The following is a 22,759-nucleotide window of genomic DNA, read 5'->3' as shown; positions in this document are numbered from 1 at the left end:
CCCCCCCCCCCGGGCCGGCCTGTTTCCCCTGATCCACCCACGAACCCGGTCCTCTCCCCTGATCCATGAGACACCCGTTCGGGTGAACCCTCCACCGGAGAGCGGTGGCATGCGGCCGTATGCGGGCGTCCGGCTGGCACATCCGCCCCCGTGACCCTTGCCTGAAGGGGTGCCCACCCGTCTCCGCAACGCCCTGTCGGCAGCGCTGATCGCCCTGTCGTGCCTGCTCGTGCCGTTCGGCGCGCTGGCGGCCTGCGTGACGTACGGGCTGGCCGACACCGGCCGGTACGTCGCGGCGATGGCGCCGCTCGCCGCGGATCCCGCCGTGCAGGGCGCGGTCGCGGACTCCGTCGAGGCCGGGATCCTCAACGAGGTCGACCACCGGCTGGAGGCGTCACCCGCGGCGCCGGAGCCGGGCAGCGTGCGGCCCTTCGTGGACGACGCGGTGCGCTCGTTCACCCGGACCGAGGCCTTCCACACGGCGTGGGACGCGGGCAACAGGGCCGTCCACGACGCCGTGCTGCGGGCCCTGCGGGACGAGAGCGAGCACGCGGTCACCGTCGACCTGGCCCCGATCACCGCGCAGGTCAAACGCAGCCTCACCGAGGACCACGTCCTGCTCGCCCGGCGCATCCCGGTCGAGCACACCGAGGTCCCCGTGCTCCCGGCGGACGAGGTCGCCCGGCTCAGGAAGGGGTACGACGTGCTGGAGGTCGCCGGATTCTGGCTGCCGGTATCGGCGGCCGTCCTCGCCGCGGCGGGTATCGCCGTCGCCGCGTGCCGCCGCCGCGCGGTCACCGCGACCGCGCTGGGCACGGCGCTGGGCGGCGCTCTCCTCGCCCTCGCGGTGGCGATCGGCCGCCGGCTCACGCTGGCCGACATCGGGGAGGCGGCGCACCGCCCGGCCGCGGGCGCGGTCTACGACGCCCTGACGCAGACCCTGCGCACGGTCTCCTGGCTGCTGGTCGTCGCCGGTCTGACGGTGGCCCTGGTGTGCCGGCTCACGGAGTACCTCGCGCGACGCCGGCGAGGGTCCGCAGCGCCCGCCGCAGATCCGGCTCAGGAGCCGACGCGAGCCCGAGTCTGACGGCGTCCGGGGTGCGGTGGGGGTCGACGGCGAAGGCCGGGCCCGGCGTCACCGCGATGCCGTGCGCGGCCGCGGCGGCCGTGAAGGTGTCGGCCCGCCACGGCGCGGGCAGCTCCCACCAGGCGAAATAGGCGCGGGGATCGGACCGTACGGCGAAGTCCCGCAGGGCCTCGGCCACCACCCGCTGTCTGCGCGCCGCGTCTGCCCGCTTCGCCGCGACCAGCCGCCGCACGGTGCCCTCCTCGATCCACCGCACGGCCGCCTCCAGCGCGAACCGCCCCGCGCTCCAGCCCCCGGAGCGCACGGCCGCCGCCACCGCCTCCGCGCGGCCCTCGGGGACGGCGACGAAGCCGACGGTGAGGCCGGGGGCGACGCGCTTGGAGAGGCCGTCGACGACATGGGTGAGGCCGGGCGCGTGCGCGGCGAGGGGGTCGTCGTCCGTGAGGAAGGACCAGATCCGGTCCTCGACGACGGGTATGTCCAGGTCGAGCGCGGTGCAGGCGAGCAGGCGGCGGCGCTCGGGGCCGGTCGTCAGCGAGGTCGGGTTGTGCAGGGTGGGCTGGAGGTAGAGCGCGGCCAGGGGAGCGCCGCGGTGGGCGGCGGCGACGGACTCGGGGCGCGGTCCCTCCTCGTCGGTGGCCAGCGGTACCAGGGTGATGCCGAGCCGGGCGGCGATCTCCTTGACCACCGGGTAGGTCAGCGCCTCGACGCCGACCCGGCCGCCCGGCCGGACCAGGGAGGCGAGGGTGGCGGCCACGGCCTGGCGGGCGTTGCCGGTGAACAGCAGTTGCTCCGGGTCGGGGCGCCAGTCGGGGGTGGCGAGCAGCGCGGCCGCCGCCCTGCGGGCCGCGGAGGTGCCGGCGGCGGGGGACGGGCGCAGTGCCTCGGTGAGGACGTCGGGGCGCTGGAGCGGCGCGAGGGCCGGGGCGAGCAGCTCGGACTGGCCGGGCGCGCAGGGGTAGTTGAGCTCCAGGTTGACCGGTGCGGCGGTGGCGGCCTCGACGAGGGCCCGGCCGGTGCCCTCGGGGGCGGCCCGCACGAACGTGCCGCGGCCGACCTCGCCGACGACCAGCCCGCGCCGTACGAGTTCGGCGTACACCCGCCCCGCCGTCGACCCGGCGATCCCGCGCCGGCGCGCGAACACCCGCTGCGGGGGCAGCTGCTGGCCGGGCCCGATCCGTCCGGCGGTGATGTCGTCGGCCATGCGGTCGGCGATGCGCCGGTAGTCGTTCACGTGCCCTCCCCTGACATTGCACCGAGGGCAAAGATCTTATTGCACCGAGGACTTGAGGCGATCTAGGGTCGTTCACATGACCCCTTTCCTCGCGTACGAGGACAAAGGCGCCGATAGTTCGTCGGTTCCTCTCGTCCTCGTCCACGGCCATCCCTTCGACCGCACGATGTGGGCCCCGCAGATCGAGACGTTCTCCGCCGCCCGCCGGGTCGTCGCCCCCGACCTGCGCGGCTACGGCGCCTCCCCCGTCGTCCCCGGCATCACCCCGCTGTCCGCCTTCGCCGCGGACGTCGAGGCCCTGCTGGACGACCTGGGGGTGGACACCTTCGTCCTCGGTGGTCTGTCGATGGGCGGCCAGATCGTCATGGAGTGCTACGCCCGCTTCCCCGAGCGTGTCCGGGGACTGGTCCTCGCCGACACCTTCCCCGCGGCCGAGACCGAGGACGGCAGGCGGGCCCGCGCCGCCATGGCCGACCGGCTGCTGCGCGAGGGCATGCGCGGATACGCCGACGAGGTGCTGGAGCTGATGGTCGCGCCGTACGCGTCCGCCGAGGTCAAGGCCCACGTCCACGGCATGATGACGGCGACCTCGCCCGAGGGCGCCGCGGCGGCCCTGCGCGGCCGTGCGCAGCGCCCCGACTACCGTGAGCTGCTGACCCGGGTCACCGTCCCCGCGCTGGTCGTCGTGGGCGCCGACGACACCTACACGCCGGTGCCGGACGCCGAGGCCATGCACGCGGCACTCCCGCACTCGACGCTCCGGGTGATCGAGGGGGCGGCCCACATGCCGAACCTGGAGCGGCCACAGGAGTTCGACGAGGCGCTGGCGGCGTTCCTGGAGCACGTCGACGGCTCCTCGCAACCTTCGCCCCGCACGCCCCGTCTTTGAGGGAGGATTCGGGCATCGCACCCGCGAGCGGAAGGCCTGGACTTGGACACTGCGGCTGCCGAGTGGACGGCGCGACCGGACGGCATGCCCGCACGGCGCGGCGGCCGGCGGTTCGGCGCCTGGGTGGCCGGACTGATGTTCCTGCTGGTCAGTGTGGTCGTCGGCGGCCGCATCGCCGACACCGACGGCATCACCCCCGTCCCGCAGTTCCTCGCGTTCCTGCCGTGGCTGCTCGTGCCCGCCGGCTTCGGGCTGCTGCTCGCCGTACTGGCCCGCTGGTGGTTCGGCGTCGTGTGGGCCCTCGCGCTGCTCGGCGCGCTGGCCTGGTTCATCGAGCCGTACGGCAGGACGAGCCAACCCGCCGGGCCCCCGCTCGTCTCCTTCCGGGTGCTGACCTCGAACGTCGAGTTCGGGCAGGCCTCCGGCGCCCTCGCCGCCGCGGTCCGCCGCGAGAAGCCGGACATCGTGTTCGTCCAGGAGTGCGACGCCGGCTGCGACGACACCCTCGGGAAGGAACTGGGCGGCGACTATCCGCACCGCGCCGCACGGGTGCTCGGCGGCTCGAAGGGCTCCCTGGTCCTCAGCCGCTTCCCCCTCGACGCCGCCGACGACGTCCCCGGCACGATGGCCATGCCCGGCGCCGTCGCGGACGTGCGCGGGAACGCCGTACGGCTCCAGCTCGCGCACCCCATGCCCCCGCTGCCCGGCCGGACCGACGAGTGGCGGCGGGAGCTCGGCGAGCTGCGGGACTTCGCCGCCGAGGACCGCCGCACGCCTCTCGTCCTCGCCGGGGACTTCAACGCCTCCCAGGACCATGCCGCCTTCCGCCGGATCCTGGACACCGGCATGCAGGACGCCGCGCGGCTCGCCGGCCACGACCGCACGCCCAGCTGGCCGGCCCGCACGACACCGACGTTCGGCGTGCAGATCGACCACGTGCTGCTCTCGGACGACCTCTCCGCGAGCGCCGTCCGCTTCCTGGACCTGGCCGGCACCGACCATCGCGCCCTCGTCGCCGACCTCACCCTTCACCAGCGACGATGAGCTGAACAGGGGTGCCCATAATGGGCCGCATGCCCCGCGAGCTCCCCACCGGCCTCACACCACCCGACTGGCTCGTGCGGAACCTGCGGGCCGAGCCCGCCCCCGTGAACCGGGCGGCCGTCGTCCGGGCGGCCGTCGCGATCGCCCTGCCGCTGGCCGTCGGCCTCGCCGTCGACCGCCCCTTCTACGGCGCCCTCGCCTCCATGGGTGCCCTCAACGGCGTCATCAGCGACACCGCGGCCGCCTACCGCCTGCGTATCCCCACCATCGCCGTCCCGCAGCTCTTCGGCGCCGTCGGCGTCACCGTCGGCGCCCTGGTGTACGGGCGCGGCTGGGTCGCCGTCGCCGCCGTCACCGGGGTGGCGCTGGTCTCCGGGATGATCTCGACGATCGGCGCGGTCGCCTCCGTGTCGGGCCTGGTGCTGCTGCTGACCTGCGTGGTCGGCGCGGGGCTGCCGATGCCGGGCGAGTGGTGGCTGGCGCCGCTGCTGATGTCCGGCGGCGGACTGCTCGTCCTGCTCCTCGCGCTGCTCGCCTGGCCGCTCCGTTCGGGGGTGCCCGAACGGGCCGCCGTCGCGGACACCTACCGCAAGGTCGCCGCACTGCTGACGGCCGTCGGCGGCGACACCCAGGACTACGACGACGCCCGGCACGCCGTCACCCAGTCCCTGAACCAGTCGTACGACATCGTCCTCGCCCACCGCTCCCGCCACCACGGCCGCAGCCCCGAACTCGCCCGGCTGCTCGCCCAGTTGAACGCCATCACGCCGGTCGTGGAGGCCGCCCCGGCCGCCCGCCTCAGCGGCATCCGGCTGCCGCCCGAGATCCCGGAGGCGGTACGGCGTCTCGCGTCCGCCGTCGAGACCGGGTACACGGGGCCGGCAGAGGCGGAGCCGCCGGTCCCGGCCACCGAGACCGCCCGCGCCGTCGACCACGCCCTGCGATACGCCGCCGAGGTGGTCGCCAACCCCGACGTCGACCCTCGCGGCATCGACGACCGCCTGGGCCGGCCGGCCGCGCTGAGCATCCGGGCCGCACGCGCCGCCCGCAACGTCGCGCTGTCCGCCGCGTCCTGGCGCTACGGCCTGCGCCTGGCCCTGTGCATCGGCATCGCCCAGGTGCTGGTGTCGATCATCACCGTCCCCCGCTCCTACTGGGTCGCCCTGACCATCACCTTCGTCCTCAAGCCCGACTTCGGCTCCGTCTTCTCCCGGGCGCTGCTGCGGGCCCTCGGCACGGTCGCCGGGCTGGTGGTCGCGGCGGCGGTGCTGGCGGAGGTGCCGCGCGGGTGGTGGGACGTACCGGTGCTGCTGATTCTCGCGCCGCTCGTCCCGGCGCTCACGCCGCGCGGGTACGGCTATCAGACGGCCGCCATCACGCCGGTGATCCTGCTGCTGTCCGACGTCCTGAACCGCCAGGGCACGGGGCTGCTGCTGCCGCGCCTGGTCGACTCCCTGATCGGGTGCGCGATCGCCCTGGTCGCCGGGTATCTGCTGTGGCCGGAGAGCTGGCACACCCGCGTCGGGGACCGGCTCGCGAGCGCGGTGGAGGAAACGGCGCGCTATGTGGAGGCCGCGTTCGGGCCGGACGCCGTCGACCCGGCGGCCCGCGCCCGCATGCGCCGCGGCCTCTACCGCGACCTCTCCGCCGTCCGCACGGAGTTCCAGCGCGCCCTGACCGAACCGCCGCCCACCGGACGCCGGGCGGCCGCGTGGTGGCCCCTGGTCGTGGCCGTGGAACGGATCGTGGACGCGACGACGGCGGCACGGGTACGGGTCCGCCACGGAGCGGCCCCGCCGTCCACCGCCGAGGTCACCCAGGTGGCCCGCCAGCTGCGGGAGCTGGCGGAGGGAGTACGGGAGGCAGAGACCCTGTACGAGGTCCGCACGGACCTCACGGGCCCGGCGGAAAGCGTCCTGGAGCCCCTGCGGCAAGAGGTGGCGGCGGCCCGGGCGATCACCTCCCCGCGCTGAACCAGAGGCCGGCGCGGCCGCCCCGTGCAGGAGGGCGACCGCGCCAGTTGTGGGGGGTGGGTCTGGCCTTGCTCAGCGGTTGGCCTTGCTCAGCGGTTGGCCTTGTGCAGGGCCTTGTCCATCGCGGCGGCGAACCCGTTGGCCCACAGCTGCTCGACCTTGGCCCGCTCGTTGGCGTCCGGCTGGGAGTTCGTGCAGGACGGGCCGGGACCGCCGCCCGACATCAGTTCGCTGCACGGACCCTCGTAGTGGTCCGGCAGGCCGAGGACGTGTCCCGTCTCGTGCGCCGTGACGCGGGTGGAGTCGTACTCCTGGTTCTGCTGGTAGTCCAGGAAGATGTAGCCGTTGCCGTGACCGTCGGTCGAGGCGTACGAGCCGCGCGGGTCGTTGCCCTCGCGGTACGTGAAGTCGGCGTTCGAGCCCTCCTGGAGCTTCACGTTGGACACCGAGCCGTTCCAGATCTCGGTGCTGCGCGCTATCTGCGCGCTGAACTGCGGCGCCCCGGAGGCGTCGTAGGTGACGGTGACGGCCGCGGCGCTCGGGTTCTCGGCACGCTTCTCGGCGACCGACTTCAGGACGGCCTGGAAGAAGGCCCTACTGGCGTCGGAATCCGAGGACTTGGCGACGTAGCCGGCGTGGTCGGGGGCGGCGGAGGCCGGAGCGACCGTGCCGAGGCCGAGAGCCGCTACGCCGAGACCGACCGCGACCGCCGAACGGGCGGACAGGGAAAAGGACATACGCATCGATGACTCCTGGGTGGGGGGTGAGTCGTCAAGGCGAGTGTCTGCCTCTGTGCGGCCGCTGTGATGATGGCAACCGGTGATAGCACGGCCCTATCGGGGCCCCGATTAGCAAGGATCGGCGGGGTTTTGTGCGGCTGGTGAAAGCTTTGATTCCGTTTTAGTGTCCCAGGGCATGGAGCTCGAGGTGAGACACCTCCGCGCGCTGTGCGCCATAGCCGACACCGGCAGTCTGCACCGGGCGGCCCGCCAGCTGGGCGTCGCTCAGCCGTCGCTCAGCACACAACTGCGCCGGATCGAGCAGGAGCTGGGCGGCGCGCTCTTCCTGCGCGCGAGGACCGGCTGCCGCCCCACGCCGCTCGGCCGTCTTGTGCTCAGCCGCGCACGCCCGCTGGTGGCCGATATGCGTGCCCTCGTCGCGGAGGCGCGGGCGGCCGCGGCCGGCGGCCCGGAGCTGCGCGTCGGCTCCACCGCGAGCAAGGCCCTGGCGGGCTGGCTGCGCCGGCTGCGCGGCCAGGGCCAGGACCCGACGCTCCACATGAACGTCTCCCCGAACGCCCTGCTGCGCATGGTCGCCGAGGGCCAGCTGGACGTCGCCTTCGTGCACGAGGTCGAGGGCTCGCCGCTGCGCATCCCGCCGGAGCTGCGGCTGCGCGTGCTGATGGAGCGCGAGCCGCAGTTCGTGTCACTGCCGACCGACCACCCGGCCACCTCGAAGTCCGAGGTCAGCCTGCGTGACCTGGCCGACGACCGCTGGATGGTCGACCCGACGGTCGACGGTGAGTGGGACGCCGTGCAGCGGATGTTCCGCGCGGCCGGCGTCAACCCGCACGTCCTGCACGGCGACTACTACACGGCCGACGCCCTGGTCGCCACCGGCGAGGTCGTCGCCGTCTGCCAGCCGACCCACGCCGACAGCCCCACGATGGCGGTACGGCGCCTGCGCGGCGACCCGCTCGGCGTACGCCTCCTCCTCGCGGCCCGCACCGAGACGGACCTCGACGGGGTGTATCCCGCGCTGGAGGAGGCGTACTGGGAGGCGGCGCGGCAGGCGCCCGCGTACCGGGAGTGGCTGGAACACGACGACGAGGCGCGGCCGCCGGTCCCAGCACTCCCTTAGGGCGTAATGCCACCGGCTCAGACGCCGATGTCGCAGCCGTCCTTGCGCCAGACGGCCACGACGGCCGGCCGGTTGATCTTCCCCGCCCCGTCGGGCCAGGCGCTCAGCGGCTTCTCGGCCGTCGCGCCGTCGATCTCGCCCGGGTGCTGCACGGCGACGAGCACGCGGCGGTCCTGGATGACCGGGCCGCAGGTCTCGGCGCCGTTCGGCATCGTCAGGAACTGCTTCAGCTCACCGCGGCGGTCACCGCGGGTGGCGACGCCGAAGAGGCCGTCGTGGTTGCCGAGGGCGTTGCCGTCGGTGGAGATCCACAGGTTGCCGTAGGAGTCGAAGGCGACGTTGTCCGGGCAGGAGATCGGGGAGACGTCGTCCTTCGGGAACCCGGCGAAGTAGGTGGCCGGGTCGCTCGGGTCGCCCGCGACCAGGAACAGCGTCCAGGCGAACTTCGTGCTGTCGGCGCGGTTCCAGCGCTCGGTCAGCTCCAGGATCTGGCCGTGCTTGTTGGCGTTGCGCGGGTTGGCCTCGTCGGCCTTCGCGTTAGAGCCGACACCGCGGTTGGAGTTGTTGGTGAGGGCGACGTACACCTTGCCGGTGTGCGGGTTGGGCTCGATGTCCTCGGGCCGGTCCATCTTGGTGGCGCCGACCTTGTCACCGGCGAGGCGCGTGAACACGAACACCTCGTCCGCGGTCATCCCCTCGACGTGCGAGACGGCACCCTTGGCGGTCGCCGTGGCCAGCGGAATCCACTCGCCGCTGCCGTCGAACTCACCGTCGGCGGGCAGCTTGCCCGTCCCGTCGATCTCGAATGCCGGGGAGTCACCGGTGAGCTTGGCGACGTAGAGGGTGCCCTCGTCGAGCAGCGAGAGATTGTGCTCCCGCACGGCCCGGGACGACCCCTTCTTCATCCGCTTGCTGCCGACGAACTTGTAGAAGTAGTCGAAGCGCTCGTCGTCACCGGAGTAGACGACGGGGCGGCCGTCGTGGGTGAGCCGCACGGTCGCGCCCTCGTGCTTGAAGCGGCCGAGCGCGGTGCGCTTGCGGGGCTTGGCGGTGGGGTCGTACGGGTCGAGCTCGACGACGTAGCCGAACCGGTGCGGCTCGTTGGGCTCCTGCGCCACGTCGAACCGCTTGTCGAACCGCTCCCACTTGCGCTCGGTCGCGCCCGTCCCGAGCCCGTACCGCTTGTCCGTCGCGCGGCCGGCGTTGGCGAAGTACTGGTTGAAGTTCTCCTCGCCGTGCAGCGTGGTGCCCCACGGCGTGACGCCGCCGGCGCAGTTGTTGAGCGTGCCGAGGACCTTGGTGCCGGTCGGGTCGGCGGAGGTCTTCAGCAGGTCGGAGCCGGCGGCCGGGCCGGTGACCTTGAACTCGCTGGTGGCGGTCACACGGCGGTTGAGCGGGTGCCGGGGGACGGGCGTGAGCTTCCCGGACCGCCGGTCGCCCTCGACGACGACGGCGGTGAGGCCGTGGGCCGCCCAGGCGACCTCGACCTGCTGCTTGGTCGGATTGGCGGCGTCGTAGCCACGGAACATGAGCACTTCGTCGGTGTACTCGTGGTTGGCGACGAGAATCTGCCGATTCCGCTCGCCCGGCAGCGGCAGGAGAGCGAGGAAGTCGTTGTTGTAGCCGAACTGCTTCGACTGCGCCTCGGCGGTCTGGTTCTCCGGGTCGAAGGCGGGCGCGCCGCGCAGGATGGGCTCGCCCCAGCGGATGACGATGTTCTGCGCGTAGCCGTCCGGGACGGTCACGGTGTCGGCCGTGTTCGGCGCGACGGGCTCGAAGCGCAGGCCGCGCGCGCCCCTGGAGGCGTGGCGGGTGCTGGTCGCGGCGGACACTCCGGCGGCGCTCGCCTCCGGGGCGGCGACGGTCGCGGAGGCGCCGACGGCGGTGGCCGCGGTGACGACGGCGGCGGCGCGCATCACGGTACGGCGGCTGAGGGCGTCGGCGATGACATCTCCGACATATGGGTTGGTGGTGGTGTTCGGCACCTCGTGGAAACAGGCGTCTCCACACCGGAAACGGCAGGTCAGGGCTGCTCTGCCACCATGATGCGAGTCGTTGTTGACGCTGACGATCGGCAACTGAATACGCATGGCTCTCGGTACTCCCCTTGCTTCCCCTTGAATGCAGCGTTGGGGACGGTAGAAGCACGTTTGTGCGGGAGCGGGGCGTTCGAATGAACGAAGGGTGAACCAGGGGTGGATGTACGGCAGTTGATACGCCGCCGCTGATCGGCCCGAAGGGCCTCTTGACTCCTGAGGACCTCAGGTGTCCGCCCCTCCCCAAGATCGCCATCCGGGGCCGCTAACCTTACGTGTCCGTCCTGGCCAGGGATCTACGGGCATCAACTCACGCGAAGGGTTGCGCACATGGGCATTCTCACTCTCCTGCGGAACGCATTCGGCCGGTCACGCAAGGGGCGTACCGCCGAAGCAGAGGGTGCGACGACGCCTTCGCCGGAAGCCCGGCCGACGGTCCCGTCCCCGTCCCCGGAGCCCCAGCCGGCCCCGTCGGCCCAGGTCCCGGAACCGCGAAGCGCGGACCGCCCGGCCCCGGAGCCCGCCAAGAGCGCCGAGCCGCAGAACAAGCAGACCGATCAGGACATTCAGGACGACGAACACGAGCTGGTCTCGGCAGCCTTCGACAACGTATCGGTCCCGAAGCCGACGGAGCCGGCGGACCCGACGGCCGAGGAGAACCCGACGGCTCCGGAGACAGAGCCGGTCGCCGAGGAGCCGAAGGCCGCGGAGGAGCGGAAGGTCGCGGAGGAGCCGAAGGTCGCGGAGGAGCCGAAGGCCGCGGAGGCGACGCCGGTCGCAGAAGAGCCGAAGGCCGCGGAGACAGCGCCAGTCGCCGAGAAGCCGAAGGCCGCGGAGACAGCGCCAGTCGCCGAGAAGCCGAAGGCCGCGGAGACAGCGCCAGTCGCCGAGAAGCCGAAGGCCGCGGAGACAGCGCCGGTCGCAGAAGAGCCAGTGGTCGCCGAGGAGCCTGCTGAGGAGGCTCTCGCGGAGACGCCGGTTGCCGAGGAGCCGACTGCGGAGACGCCGGTTGCCGAGGAGCCGACTGCGGAGACGCCGGTCGCTGAGGAGCCCGTCTCGGAGACGCCGGCCGCTGAGGAGACGGCGGCTGTGGAGCCGGTCGCCGAGGAGGCCGCCGTCGAGGGGACCCCGGTCGCCGAGGAGCCGGCCGTGGAGGAGCCCGCGGCCGCCGAGGAGCCCGAGCCCGTCGCCGAGGTCGAGCCGGAGACGGCCCCCGAGCCCGAGACGTCCGCCGAGGTCACCGACACCGAGCCGGAGCCCGTCGCGGAGCCCGAGCCGGCAGCCGCCGAGGCCGCTCCGGCCGAGGCGGTCGGAGACGACGGAGCCGCGGCCGCCGACGGCGGGGACGCCGCACAGGGGCCACTCGCGGCCGACGACGAGACCCGCACGGGTGGTGCGGGTGGGAACAACAACGCCGAAGGCGAAGCCGAGGCCGCCGCGGCTCCACCCGCCGCCGCCACCCCACCCGCCGTCGCCCTCGCAAAGGCCGGCCTCACCACCGCCCGCGCCAAGGTCTACCTCGTCCTCGACCGCTCCGCGAGCATGCGCCCGTACTACAAGGACGGCTCCGCCCAGGCCCTCGCCGACCAGACCCTCGCCCTCGCCGAGCACCTGGCCCCCGACGCCCCCGGCACCTCCGTACACGTCGTCTTCTTCTCCACCGAGGTCGACGGCACCACCGACCTCACCCCGGCCTCCTCCGAGACCGCGATCGACGACGCGCACGCCGGCCTCGGCCGCATGGGCCGTACCAGCTACCACGCCGCCGTGGAAGCCGTACTCGCCCACTACGACAAGAACGCCACCCCCGGCGCCCCCGCACTCGTCGTCTTCCAGACCGACGGCGCCCCCGACGCAAAGACCCCGGCCACCCACGCCCTCACCGAAGCCTCGAAGAGCCACCCCTCGGTGTTCTTCTCCTTCATCGCGTTCGGCGACCACGACAACAAGGCGTTCGACTACCTCCGCAAGCTGAAGACCGACAACACGGCCTTCTTCCACGCGGGCCCGACCCCCCTGGAGCTCACGGACGCGGAACTCTACGACGGCGTACTGATCGACTGGCGCCCGTAGCCCCCGTAGATCACCACCGGCAGAAACAGATCACCACGGATACAGATCACCACCGAAGACCCCGGGCCGCCCTCTTCCCACCCCTCAGAACGGGAAGCGGGCGGCCCACCCATGTCGGCTACGATTTCAAGGTTCGCAAAGAACCAAGAACCCGAAATCCGACCTGGGAGCAGCCCCCGATGGCTCGACACCTCATCACCAGCGCCCTTCCGTACATCAACGGAATCAAGCACCTGGGCAACATGGTGGGGTCCATGCTCCCGGCGGACGTGTACTCCCGGTACCTCCGCCAGCGCGGCCACGACGTCCTCTACATCTGCGCCACCGACGAGCACGGCACCCCCGCCGAGCTCGCCGCGAAGGAGCAGGGAATCCCGGTCGCGGACTTCTGCGCGCAGGCGCACGACGCGCAGAAGGCGGTCTACGACGGCTTCGCGCTGGCCTTCGACTACTTCGGCCGCAGCTCCAGCCCGCAGAACGTCGAGATCACCCAGCACTTCGCCCGCAAGCTGCACGAGAACGGCTTCATCGAAGAGCGCGCGATCCGCCAGGTCTACAGCCCCGCCGACGGCCGCTTCCTCCCGGACCGCTACGTCGAGGGCACCTGCCCCCACTGCGGCTACGACAAGGCCCGCGGCGACCAGTGCGAGAACTGCACCCGCGTCCTGGACCCGACCGACCTGATCAACCCGCGCTCCGCGATCTCCGGCTCCACGGACCTGGAGGTCCGCGAGACCAAGCACCTCTTCCTGCTCCAGTCCAAGCTCCAGAACGAGGTCAGGGAGTGGGTCTCCCGCCACGACGGCGTGTGGCCGCACCTGGCGTCCTCCATCGCCCACAAGTGGCTGACCGAGGGCCTGCACGACCGCGCGATCACCCGTGACCTGGACTGGGGCGTACCCGTCCCGGCGGACACCTGGCCGGAGCTTGCGGCCGAGGGCAAGGTCTTCTACGTCTGGTTCGACGCCCCGATCGAGTACATCGGCGCGACGAAGGAGTGGTCGGACCAGGACCCGGAGAACCGCGACTGGAAGTCGTGGTGGTACGAGGCCGACGACACCGTCCGCTACACCGAGTTCATGGCGAAGGACAACGTCCCCTTCCACACCGTGATGTTCCCGGCCACCGAGCTCGGCATCCGCGAGCCGTGGAAGAAGGTCGACTTCGTCAAGGCCTTCAACTGGCTGACGTACTACGGCGGAAAGTTCTCCACGTCCCAGAAGCGCGGTGTCTTCACCGACCAGGCCCTGCAGATCCTGCCCGCCGACTACTGGCGCTACTTCCTGATCGCCAACGCCCCCGAGTCCGACGACTCCTCCTTCACCTGGGAGCACTTCACGGCCACGGTGAACAAGGACCTGGCCGACACCCTCGGCAACTTCGTCAACCGCGTCCTGTCCTTCTCCAAGAAGCGCTTCGGTGAGGAGGTCCCGGCGGGCGGCGAGCCCGGTGAGGCGGAGGCGAAGCTCGGCGAGCAGATCGCCGAACTCCTCGCCGAGTACGAGTCGCAGATGGAGGCGCTGCAGTTCCGCAAGGCGGCCGCCGCCCTGCGCGCCCTGTGGTCGGCCGGCAACTCCTACCTGGAGGAGAAGGCCCCCTGGCTGGAGATCAAGACCGACAAGGACGGCGCGGCCCTCACCCTGCGCACGGCGATGAACCTGATCCACCTCTACGCGGTGGTCTCGGAGCCCTTCATCCCGGCCAGCTCGGCCGCCATGCGCCAGGCGTTCGCCCTGCCCGAGGACACGGCGACCTGGGTCACCGCCGATGAGGCCAGGTCCCTCACGTCCGTCCCCGTCGGCACCCCCTTCACCGTCCCCCCGGTCCTCTTCGCCAAGCTCACGGACGAGGACCTGGAGGCGTACAAGGAGCGCTTCGGCGGCGAGGCGGCGTAAGCAGGTGAGGACCCTCGCCGGGGTGTGATGGTGTGGGGTCATGACGTACTACGTCACGCCCCCCGTCTACTACGTCAACGACGCCCCGCACCTGGGCCACGCCTGCACGACGGTGGCGGCCGACGTCCTCGCCCGCCGGCACCGCGCGCCGGGCGAGGACGCGTGGTTCCTCACCGGGACCGACGAGCACGGCCAGAAGCCGCGTTGGTCGGCAGGTACTTCGGCGGTGGACTGCCGGCCGCGACGGCCGACGGCGAGGCCGAGCGTGCCGTCAGGGAAGGGCTGGCGAGGGCCGTCACTGAGGCCGACCGCCGGATCGGTGAGGAACTGGACTTCCCGGAATCCCTGGGCGCCGAGGCGTCCCTGGGCGCCCTCGCGGACCAGCGGATCCAGGAGGCCGGCGAGTGGGGCCGGCTCCCGGCGGGCTCCACGGTCACGAAGGGTGCTGTTCTCTTCCCACGGCTGTCGTGAATTTCTTGACCGATCCGTGGCCAACTCGGGGACATCACGCGGATGTTGTCCATCCTGTTGGCATCGATCCCACCCCGGGGGCACCATGACCCCCCGCACGACCGTATGGTTTCCGCCATGGCAGTCCCTGAGGTCATCCCGATCGCGTACGAGCCGCACGGCCGTACCGAGGCGATCGGCTTTTACGAGGACGGGCAGTTCATGGGGTCGGTGACGTATGCCTTCCCCAAGGGCTTCGAACTCGACACCGGCTGGGAAGAGCACAAACGCCTCTACGCGGTCCTGCACACCTTCGATCCCGACGGCAGGTACCGCGACTCGGAGATCTGGTGTGCCGGAACCTGGGCCGAGCAGCAGCGTGCCCCGCAGGGCGGCGACTCGCCGCTCGCCCGTGCCCGCGCCCGGCTGGCGACGCTGCTGCGCAGCCTGCCCCGGCGGACGTACACGGACATCGCGATACGTCCCTTCCAGCTCACCTTCGAGGGCGTGCTGTTCGGCCTGGTCGCCGACGAGGACGACGAGGAGGCGTGGGCCGAGCTGTATCCCGACAATCTGGGCTTCGGCGCACCCTGGGACGGTTCGTACGACACCTGATCGTTTACCCCTCTGTGCCTGGACCCCTCCCAGGCGCTATACATTGCGAAGATCATGCAGAGCCATCACGTGGGGGGATCCATTCATGGCGCTCTTCGGTAACGCGCACACCATCGACTCGGGGCAGGCGCAGCAGGACTTCGCCCGGCTGCTGGGTCACGGTGAGCAGGTGCACGCCGCCTACCTGCTGATACGCGACACCATCCTGTTCACCGACCGTCGTCTGATCCTGGTCGACAAGCAGGGCATCACCGGCAAGAAGGTGGAGTACCACTCCATCCCGTACCGCAGTATCACCCACTTCGCCGTCGAGACCGCGGGCACCTTCGACCTGGACGCCGAGCTGAAGATCTGGGTCTCGGGCACGCCGACGCCGATCGAGAAGACGTTCACCAAGGGCGTCGACATCTACGAGGTGCAGGCGATCCTTACGCAGTTCGTGGCGAAGTAGCCCGCCCGTCCGGCCCCGCCGAGTCCGGCCGGCTCGGCGGGGCCGCCATAATCGGCGCACGATGATCCCGCTCCGCCACCACCTGCTGACCGACGTCCTCACGATCGGCGCCCTCTACCCGCTCGTGCTGGCCGGCGGGTACGCGGTCCGGGCGCACGGCCTGATGCCGGACGCTTCCGTCGAAGGGCCGCTGGAAGTGGCCACCGAGAGCCCCGAGCCGATGGACCGGATCGCGGCGGCGGTCCGCACGGGGCTGACGCAGCGCGGCTGGCTGGTGCGCCCCCTGGAGATCGACCCGCTGTCCGCGCGCCTGCTGGTCACCGGTGTGGAAGGCGCCGAGGAACACCCCGTCGACCTGGTGAAGGAAACCCTCTGGCAGCAGCCCGTCGCGACCGACCTGGGCCCTGCGCTCTCCCTGGAGGACCTCATCGGCACCAGGGTCCGCGCGCTGGCCGACCGGGGCACCGCCCGCGACCTGACCGACGTCCACGCCGCCGCGGCCCACTGGAGCTTCCCCGACCTGGAGGAACAGGGCCGCCGCCACGCCTGGGACGAGTTCGACCCGGCCGACCTCCAGTCCCGCCTGGAGGCGACGGAACTGCTGGACGACCGCGAGTTCACCAGCCGGGGCCTGGCCGCGGAGTCGGTACCGGCCCTGCGCCGGTGGGTACGGGCGTGGGCGGACGACATCGCGGAGCGCCTGCTGGAGCAGGAGGCGCTGCGGCCGCCCACGGAGGAGTGACGCCCGCCTCCCGCCCCACCGGGCCCTCAGGCCCGCGTCAGCTCGCCGACGCCGACGCCCCCGGCTGGACCGCGTCGTCAGTGCCGTCGTGCGTGGCCTCGGGGTCGACGCCCATCGTGATCGTGGCGACCACGCCCTTCGCGATGTCGTTCTTGCGGTACTTCAGCTTGAGGAGGCCGCCCTCGGTCCCGTTGTCCGGGTAGATGGTGTCCTCGTCGAGCGTGGTCCGGGTGGTGGTGTTCGTGGAGTACGGCGCCACCTCCGCGGAGGCGAGCACGCTCTCCTCGTCGAAGAAGAACTGACCGGTGTGGCAGGTGTTGCCGCCCTCGTACCCGGCGTCCGTCCAGGTGCCGCTCACATGGACCTTGGTGTGGATGTGGACGCACCGGCCCTGGTACCAGCCGGGGAAGACCGTCCGGAACTCCACCAGGCCGCTGCGGTCGGTCCGCCAGGTGCCGCGCAGATAGCGCTCGTCGTCCGTCGGCTCCTGGTGGACGCCGCCTCCGCCACCGGGCCCGCCCGAGGGCTCACCGGACGGGGGTTCGCCCGTCGGCTCACCGGACGGCGGGGTGCCGCCACCGCCGCCACCGCCGCTGCCCATGTCCTCGTATCCCGAGTACACGCCCAGCGCGTTGCAGTGCCAGATGTCGACCGCGGCGTTCCTGATGGGCTTGCAGGTCTCGGCGTCGATCACCTTGAGGCGAAGGGTGAGCGGGATGCCCTCCTGGTCCTCGGTGATGTCCTTGCGGAGCTTGTCCGCGTCGATGTAGTAGGGGCCCTCGGTGGTCTCGGAGGTCAGCTTGTAGCAGGTCTCCGAGGTGCTGCCGCTCGCCGCGGCCGGGGTGCCCGCCGCGCTCTTCTCACCGGCGAAGGCGCCCGCCGCGAGCGTGCCGCCGACGCCCACCGCGACCGCCGCGCCCGCGCCGGCCGCGACGACCTTGCGACGCGTGAGGTCCTTCTTGTGTTTCGGCCCTTCGGCCGTCTGGTTTCCCGTCATGGGCAGGGAAGTTAGGGACCACGCCTGTCAGGAGCGTAGGTAAGGGCTGGGTGAGAGCCCTGCATGTGCCGCACAAAGAGAAGTGGCCCGGAACCCGCGTCGGTTCCGAGCCACCTCACCGCATGTCGCCTACTTCGGCTGCGGCTTGCGCACCGAGAGGTGCAGCTCCCTGAGCCGGGTCTCCTCCAGCTCCGTCGGCGCGCCCATCATCAGGTCCTGGGCGTTGCCGTTGAGCGGGAAGGCGATGGTCTCGCGGATGTTGGGCTCGTCCGCGAGGAGCATGACGATGCGGTCGACGCCGGGGGCGATGCCGCCGTGCGGCGGGGCGCCGAAGCGGAAGGCGCGCAGCATGCCGGCGAACTTGTCCTCGACGGTCTCGCGGTCGTAGCCGGCGATCTCGAACGCCTTCAGCATGATCTCGGGCTCGTGGTTCCGGATCGCGCCGGAGGACAGCTCGACGCCGTTGCAGACGATGTCGTACTGCCAGCCCAGGATGTCCAGCGGGTCCTGCGTCTGAAGGGCCTCAAGACCGCCCTGCGGCATGGAGAACGGGTTGTGCGAGAAGTCGATCGCGCCGGTCTCCTCGTCCTTCTCGTACATCGGGAAGTCGACGATCCAGCAGAACCGGAAGACGCCCTCCTCGAAGTGCCCGGCGCGCTTGGCGGCCTCGACACGGACCGCGCCCATGATCTTGGAGACCTCGTCGAACTCGCCCGCGCCGAAGAACACGGCGTGACCGGCGGCCAGCGACAGGCGCTTGGTCAGCTCGGCGACGTTCTCCTCGGTGAGGAACTTGGCGATCGGGCCGGTCAGCGAGCCGTCCTCGGCGACGCGGACCCAGGCCAGGCCCTTGGCGCCGAGGGTGACGGCGAAGTCGCCGAGCTGGTCGAAGAACTTGCGGGGCTGCGCGGAGACGTCCGGCACCGGCAGCGCACGCACGTGCTTGCCGGCGAAGGCCTTGAACTCCGAGCCCTCGAAGACGTCGGTGATGTCGACGAGCTCCAGCTGGGCGCGCAGGTCCGGCTTGTCGGAGCCGTACTTCAGCATCGCCTCGCGGAACGGGATCCGCGGGAACGGGGAGGTGACGTGGCGGCCGCCTCCGAACTCCTCGAAGAGCTCGGTCATCAGCTTCTCGACCGGCTGGAAGATGTCCTCCTGCTCGACGAAGCTCATCTCGATGTCGAGCTGGTAGAACTCGCCCGGCGAGCGGTCGGCGCGCGCGTCCTCGTCGCGGAAGCAGGGCGCGATCTGGAAGTACCGGTCGAAGCCGGAGATCATCAGCAGCTGCTTGAACTGCTGCGGGGCCTGCGGCAGGGCGTAGAACCTGCCCGGGTTCAGGCGGGAGGGGACGACGAAGTCGCGGGCGCCCTCGGGGGAGGTCGCGGACAGGATCGGCGTCGCCATCTCGTTGAAGCCCATGGCCGTCATCTTGTGGCGCATCGCCGAGATGACCGACGTACGCAGCAGGATGTTCTTGTGCATGCGTTCGCGGCGCAGGTCCAGGAAGCGGTACTCCAGGCGCCGCTCCTCGTTCACCCCGTCCTCGGTGTTGATCGTGAAGGGGAGCGGCGCGGCGGCGCCGAGCAGCTCGACCTCGCCGACCTCGACCTCGATCTCGCCGGTGGGCAGCTCGGAGTTGATGTTCTCGGCGCCACGGGAGACGACCTTGCCGTCGATCCGGACCGTGGACTCCTTGGACAGCTTGTCCAGGGCCTCGTACGCGGGGGTGCCCGGGCGGGCCACGAGCTGCGTGATGCCGTAGTGATCGCGCAGATCGATGAAGAGGATGCCGCCCAGGTCGCGCCGATTGTGCAGCCAGCCACTCAGCCGGACGTCGGTGCCGACGTCAGAGGAGCGGAGCTCGCCGCAGGTGTGGGACCTGTACCGATGCATCGTCGTTCATCCAGTCTTCGCGGATCGGGGGCTTGGTTTCCGTGAATGAGGGGCTTTGTTTCACGTGAAACTCCCCCCAAGCCTACCGGGCACCCCAAGATCGCCTCCCCACCATTTCGCCGCGGTCCCGGGGCCCCGGGACCGGATGCCCCGTACAGCTTCGGTGGCAGCGTTCGATCACCTCTTCTTAGAGTGGGGCAATGCGCACTGGTGAGCCCCTGCCCGCCGTGGGGGAGGTTCTGGCCGCCCTCGCGACCGGACTGTGGCACTGGAACACCGCCACGGGACTGGTCACGGTCGACGCGGAGGCGGCACGACTGCTGGGCCTGCCCTCCGCACGGGCCACGCTCAGCCAGGCCCAGGTGCGCGCCCGGCTGCACCCGGTGGACTGGAACGAGATCAGCGGAGTGATCCAGCTGGCGGTCGCCGAGGGCACCCTCGGCGAGGTGCGGGTGCGGATCATGGACGAGCTCGGCCGCGTCGTCCGGGTCGGCCGCGCGCGCTTCCACGCGTCCTTCGACGGCGCGAAGCGGTCGTACGAGGTCACCGGCTCCCTCCAGGAGGTCACCGAGCCGGTGCCGGGCACCTCCGCCGGGCGTACGGCGGTCACCGGTGACTGGCGGCGCTCGCGGGAGGCGTTCCTGCTGGACGCGGGCCGGGCCCTGGCCGAGGCGAGATCGACGGCCGAGGTGCTGCGGGTCGCGGCCGGTCTGTCGATGCCGGGCTTCTCACCGGACGGGCTCGCGGTCTTCGGCGTCACCGGCGACCGGCTGACGATCATCGGGCACCACGGCCATCAGCCCGGTGACGAGGACCCCTTCACACATATGGCCCTGGACACGGACTACCCGGCCGCCGAGGTGGTCCGCACCGGCCGTGCCGTCTATCTCTCCTCGCCCGAGAAGTACAAGGAGCGCTACCCGGTCACCTGGCCGCTCGCCGCGCACTTCGACCGGCAGTCCTGGGCGTTCCTGCCGCTGACCGTGGCCGGGCGCACGATGGGTGCCTGGATGGCGGCGTTCACCTATCCGGTCGCCTTCACCCCCGACGAGCGCTCGGTTCTGACGACGGTGGCCCGCATGCTCGCCCAGGCCCTCTCGCGCGCCGAGGCGGCCGAGTCCGCACGGGAGCTGACCGACGGCCTCCAGCGCTCGATGCTGCCCAAGCTGGGCCCCGAGATACCGGGCATGGGCGTCGCCGCGCGCTATGTCCCGACCGGCGGCGGCCTTCAGGTCGGCGGCGACTGGTACGACATGATCCCGCTGCCCAACAGCCGCTTCGCCCTGGTCATCGGCGACGTCCAGGGCCATGACGTGCGGGCGGCGGGCCTGATGGGCCAGCTGAGGATCGCGCTGCGCGCCTACGCCTCCGAGGGCCACCGCCCCGATGCCGTGCTCTCCCGGGCCTCGCGCTTCCTGCACGGGATGACGTTCGGCGCCCTCGACGAGGACCCGTCCGACCTGCGCTTCGCGACCTGCCTGTACGTCGAGGTCGACCCCGCGTCGGGCCTGCTGGACATTGCCCGCGCCGGTCACCCGGACCCGGCGATCCGGATGACCGACGGCACGGTGCTGGCGCGTCCGACGGCCGGCGGTCTGCCGCTGGGCATCGACCCGGACGCCGACTATCCGACGACCAGGATCACCCTGGAGGCCGGCGAGACCATGCTGATCTGCACGGACGGGCTGATCGAGACCGGCGGCCACGACCTGGAGACCGGCTGGAAGCGCATCCGCTCGATCCTGGAGGAGCACGACGGCGACCTGGAGGGGCTCGCCGACGCCCTGGTCCAGGCCGTCCACGGCCCGTCCTCCCACCACACCACCGGCCCGCTCGCCGACCGGCGCGAGGACGACATAGCGGTACTGCTGCTGCGCCGGCAGGGCGACGGTCACGCCGACACCGCCCTGCGGCCGACGGTCCGGCGCACCGTGCTGTCGGTCGCGCAGGCCGAGCCGGAGCGGGTCGGGGTCGCCCGGCAGCAGTTGCGGGAGCTGCTGCACGACTGGGCGTCCGAGGACCAGGTCGACTCGGCGGTCCTGCTGCTGTCGGAGACGCTGACGAACGTCCTGGTGCACACCGACGCCGACGCGCTGCTGCTGGCGGAGGTGCGGGGCGAGATCGGCGACCGCCGGGTGCGCGTCGAGGTCACCGACACCAGCGACGACCTGCCGCACCGGCGCAGCCCCGGGGAGCTGGCCTCGTCCGGGCGGGGTCTGATGCTGATCGAGCTGCTGGCCCAGGCGTGGGGCGTCGACCCTCGCGGCGAGGGCAAGAGCATCTGGTTCGAGCTCTACGAGTCCGAGGGCGCCGTGGGGCCCGGGGGCGGCTCGGTCGACGTCGCGGTCGCGCTCGACGTCGAGGTGCCGTAACGCTCCCGCAGCTCGTGTGCCACGCCGAACGCGGCGGCGGTGAGCGGTACGGCGAGCAGCATGCCGAGGATGCCGGCCACTGAGGCGCCCGCGGTGATCGTCACCATGACGACGGCCGGGTGCATCTGCACGGTCCGGCTCTGGACCGCCGGCGTCAGCACATGCCCTTCCAGCTGCTGCACGGCCAGCACGATCCCCAGCACCCACAGCGCGACGACGAAGCCCCGGTCGGCGAGGGCGACCAGCACGGCGACGGCCCCCGAGATGACCGCGCCCAGGTAGGGGATGTAGGCGCCGACGAAGACGAGCGCGCCGAGGCCGATCGCGCCCGGCACATCGAGGATCACCAGTCCGACGGTGATGCAGACGGCGTCGATGAAGGCGATGAAGGTGGTCCCCCGCATGAACCCCTCCACGGCCTGGAAGGCGCGCCGGGCCATGGCCTCCGCGAGCTCCCCGCCGCTGCCGGGCACGACGGACCGCAGGGCGCCGGCCGCCCGGTCGGAGTCCCGCAGGAAGAAGAAGACCAGCAGCAGCGCGAGCACGGCGATGGCGATGGTCTCGCCCACGACGCTGACCCCGCTGATGACCCCGGAGGCGGCCGTCCCGCCGAACTTGGTGAGCAGCTCCTGGGCGTTGGAGGCGACGTCGTCCAGGGAGGTGCCGGCGGCCCCGAAGTGGTCCGCGATGTCCCGGCCCGCCTGTTTGAGCGAGGCGACGATCTCGTCGCCGCTGTCCACGATCGCGGCGACGACGATATACACGGCCCCGCCGACGACGGCCACCACGGCGACGCAGGTGAGCGCGGCGGCCACCGACCGGTTGACCTTGGCCTTCACCAGCCGCCGGTGCAGCGGCCCGAGCAGCGCCGTCCCCAGCAGCGCGAGCAGCACGGGCACCACGGCCGTACTGAACTCCACGGCCAGCCGGACCCCGACGTAGACCACTCCGGCGACGAGCAGCACGACCACACACCAGGCGGCGAGCCGCCGTACGGGATCGGGGAGCAGCGGGGTGGGGGCCTGCACCTCTCCAGCGGATCACGCGCGGGGCGGGGCTGTCGTGCGCGGGCGGACCGGGCGGGTGACGGGTGGTCGGGGGTGACGACAGGGCCCGGGGGGGGGGGGAGAGGGGGGAGGGGGAGGGGG

Annotated in this window: 17 protein-coding genes and 2 pseudogenes; 13 read left to right on the top strand and 6 right to left on the bottom strand. The window is 71.8% G+C overall.

Annotated features, from left to right (window positions below):
* The first annotated feature begins 169 nt into the window (after positions 1 to 169).
* Positions 170 to 1,087 (top strand): hypothetical protein, encoded by a 918-nt coding sequence (locus AC3ETA_RS45845; RefSeq protein ID WP_432198826.1) that lies wholly within the window; start codon positions 170 to 172, stop codon positions 1,085 to 1,087.
* Here the strand turns inward: AC3ETA_RS45845 and AC3ETA_RS45840 are convergent.
* Positions 1,002 to 2,321 (bottom strand): aminotransferase-like domain-containing protein, encoded by a 1,320-nt coding sequence (locus AC3ETA_RS45840; RefSeq protein ID WP_432198825.1) that lies wholly within the window; start codon positions 2,319 to 2,321, stop codon positions 1,002 to 1,004. The genes AC3ETA_RS45845 and AC3ETA_RS45840 overlap by 86 nt on opposite strands.
* A 76-nt stretch (positions 2,322 to 2,397) precedes the next feature.
* Here AC3ETA_RS45840 and AC3ETA_RS45835 point away from each other — a divergent pair, with 76 nt between their 5' ends.
* From AC3ETA_RS45835 to AC3ETA_RS45825, 3 genes are read left to right on the top strand one after another with little or no spacing between them, the layout of a single operon-like run.
* Entirely contained in the window at positions 2,398 to 3,210 is an 813-nt protein-coding gene (locus AC3ETA_RS45835) for an alpha/beta fold hydrolase (protein ID WP_432198824.1), read from the top strand.
* A 42-nt stretch (positions 3,211 to 3,252) separates the two neighbouring features.
* On the top strand, positions 3,253 to 4,254 hold the full coding sequence (locus tag AC3ETA_RS45830; protein WP_432198823.1) for an endonuclease/exonuclease/phosphatase family protein: 1,002 nt from the start codon (positions 3,253 to 3,255) through the stop codon (positions 4,252 to 4,254).
* 29 nt (positions 4,255 to 4,283) lie between these two features.
* Entirely contained in the window at positions 4,284 to 6,227 is a 1,944-nt protein-coding gene (locus tag AC3ETA_RS45825) for an FUSC family protein (RefSeq protein ID WP_432198822.1), read from the top strand.
* 89 nt (positions 6,228 to 6,316) lie between these two features.
* Here the strand turns inward: AC3ETA_RS45825 and snpA are convergent, their stop codons facing one another.
* Positions 6,317 to 6,964 (bottom strand): snapalysin, encoded by a 648-nt coding sequence (gene snpA, locus AC3ETA_RS45820; RefSeq protein WP_432198827.1) that lies wholly within the window; start codon positions 6,962 to 6,964, stop codon positions 6,317 to 6,319.
* Positions 6,965 to 7,142: 178 nt separating this feature from the next.
* On the opposite strand from snpA, the gene AC3ETA_RS45815 reads away from it, so the two are divergent.
* Positions 7,143 to 8,087 carry a LysR family transcriptional regulator gene (locus tag AC3ETA_RS45815; protein ID WP_432198821.1) on the top strand — a complete coding sequence of 315 codons (945 nt, stop codon included), beginning with the start codon at positions 7,143 to 7,145 and terminating at the stop codon, positions 8,085 to 8,087.
* 17 nt (positions 8,088 to 8,104) lie between these two features.
* Here the strand turns inward: AC3ETA_RS45815 and AC3ETA_RS45810 are convergent, their stop codons facing one another.
* Entirely contained in the window at positions 8,105 to 10,177 is a 2,073-nt protein-coding gene (locus tag AC3ETA_RS45810; protein WP_432198820.1) for a PhoX family protein, read from the bottom strand.
* Between the two features lie 276 nt (positions 10,178 to 10,453).
* Between AC3ETA_RS45810 and AC3ETA_RS45805 the strand changes: the two genes are divergently transcribed.
* The 7 genes and pseudogenes from AC3ETA_RS45805 to AC3ETA_RS45775 all read left to right on the top strand — a co-directional run bounded on the left by AC3ETA_RS45805 (position 10,454) and on the right by AC3ETA_RS45775 (position 16,349).
* Positions 10,454 to 12,196 (top strand): VWA domain-containing protein, encoded by a 1,743-nt coding sequence (locus tag AC3ETA_RS45805; RefSeq protein WP_432198819.1) that lies wholly within the window; start codon positions 10,454 to 10,456, stop codon positions 12,194 to 12,196.
* Positions 12,197 to 12,375: 179 nt separating this feature from the next.
* Positions 12,376 to 14,091 carry a methionine--tRNA ligase gene (metG, locus tag AC3ETA_RS45800; protein WP_432198818.1) on the top strand — a complete coding sequence of 572 codons (1,716 nt, stop codon included), beginning with the start codon at positions 12,376 to 12,378 and terminating at the stop codon, positions 14,089 to 14,091.
* Positions 14,092 to 14,131: 40 nt separating this feature from the next.
* Positions 14,132 to 14,290, top strand: a pseudogene (locus AC3ETA_RS45795) (class I tRNA ligase family protein); the annotation flags it as partial.
* Positions 14,290 to 14,562, top strand: a pseudogene (locus AC3ETA_RS45790) (methionine--tRNA ligase); the annotation flags it as partial. The pseudogenes AC3ETA_RS45795 and AC3ETA_RS45790, both read left to right, overlap by 1 nt.
* A gap of 117 nt (positions 14,563 to 14,679) precedes the next feature.
* Positions 14,680 to 15,156 carry a hypothetical protein gene (locus AC3ETA_RS45785; RefSeq protein ID WP_432198817.1) on the top strand — a complete coding sequence of 159 codons (477 nt, stop codon included), beginning with the start codon at positions 14,680 to 14,682 and terminating at the stop codon, positions 15,154 to 15,156.
* An 85-nt stretch (positions 15,157 to 15,241) separates the two neighbouring features.
* Complete coding sequence (locus tag AC3ETA_RS45780; protein ID WP_030950219.1) at positions 15,242 to 15,607, top strand: PH domain-containing protein; 366 nt, start codon at positions 15,242 to 15,244, stop codon at positions 15,605 to 15,607.
* Between the two features lie 61 nt (positions 15,608 to 15,668).
* The gene (locus tag AC3ETA_RS45775; RefSeq protein WP_432198816.1) at positions 15,669 to 16,349 is read left to right on the top strand and encodes a nucleotidyl transferase AbiEii/AbiGii toxin family protein; all 681 of its coding nucleotides are present in this window, start codon (positions 15,669 to 15,671) and stop codon (positions 16,347 to 16,349) included.
* Between the two features lie 37 nt (positions 16,350 to 16,386).
* On the opposite strand, the gene AC3ETA_RS45770 is transcribed toward AC3ETA_RS45775, so the two are convergent.
* Together AC3ETA_RS45770 and aspS are read right to left on the bottom strand one after the other, a co-directional pair.
* Entirely contained in the window at positions 16,387 to 17,346 is a 960-nt protein-coding gene (locus AC3ETA_RS45770; protein ID WP_432198815.1) for an intradiol ring-cleavage dioxygenase, read from the bottom strand.
* A gap of 129 nt (positions 17,347 to 17,475) precedes the next feature.
* Positions 17,476 to 19,239 (bottom strand): aspartate--tRNA ligase, encoded by a 1,764-nt coding sequence (aspS, locus tag AC3ETA_RS45765; protein WP_432198814.1) that lies wholly within the window; start codon positions 19,237 to 19,239, stop codon positions 17,476 to 17,478.
* A gap of 200 nt (positions 19,240 to 19,439) precedes the next feature.
* Here aspS and AC3ETA_RS45760 point away from each other — a divergent pair, with 200 nt between their 5' ends.
* Entirely contained in the window at positions 19,440 to 21,611 is a 2,172-nt protein-coding gene (locus AC3ETA_RS45760; protein WP_432198813.1) for an ATP-binding SpoIIE family protein phosphatase, read from the top strand.
* Here AC3ETA_RS45760 and AC3ETA_RS45755 read toward each other — a convergent pair.
* Entirely contained in the window at positions 21,533 to 22,639 is a 1,107-nt protein-coding gene (locus AC3ETA_RS45755; RefSeq protein ID WP_432198812.1) for an AI-2E family transporter, read from the bottom strand. The two genes, AC3ETA_RS45760 and AC3ETA_RS45755, sit on opposite strands and share 79 nt — an antisense overlap.
* Between the last annotated feature and the right edge of the window lie 120 nt (positions 22,640 to 22,759).

This window comes from Streptomyces sp. bgisy027, from assembly GCF_057710365.1.
The sequence above is the reverse complement of the archived record's forward strand: the minus strand, read 5'-3'. Positions and strand labels throughout refer to the sequence as shown.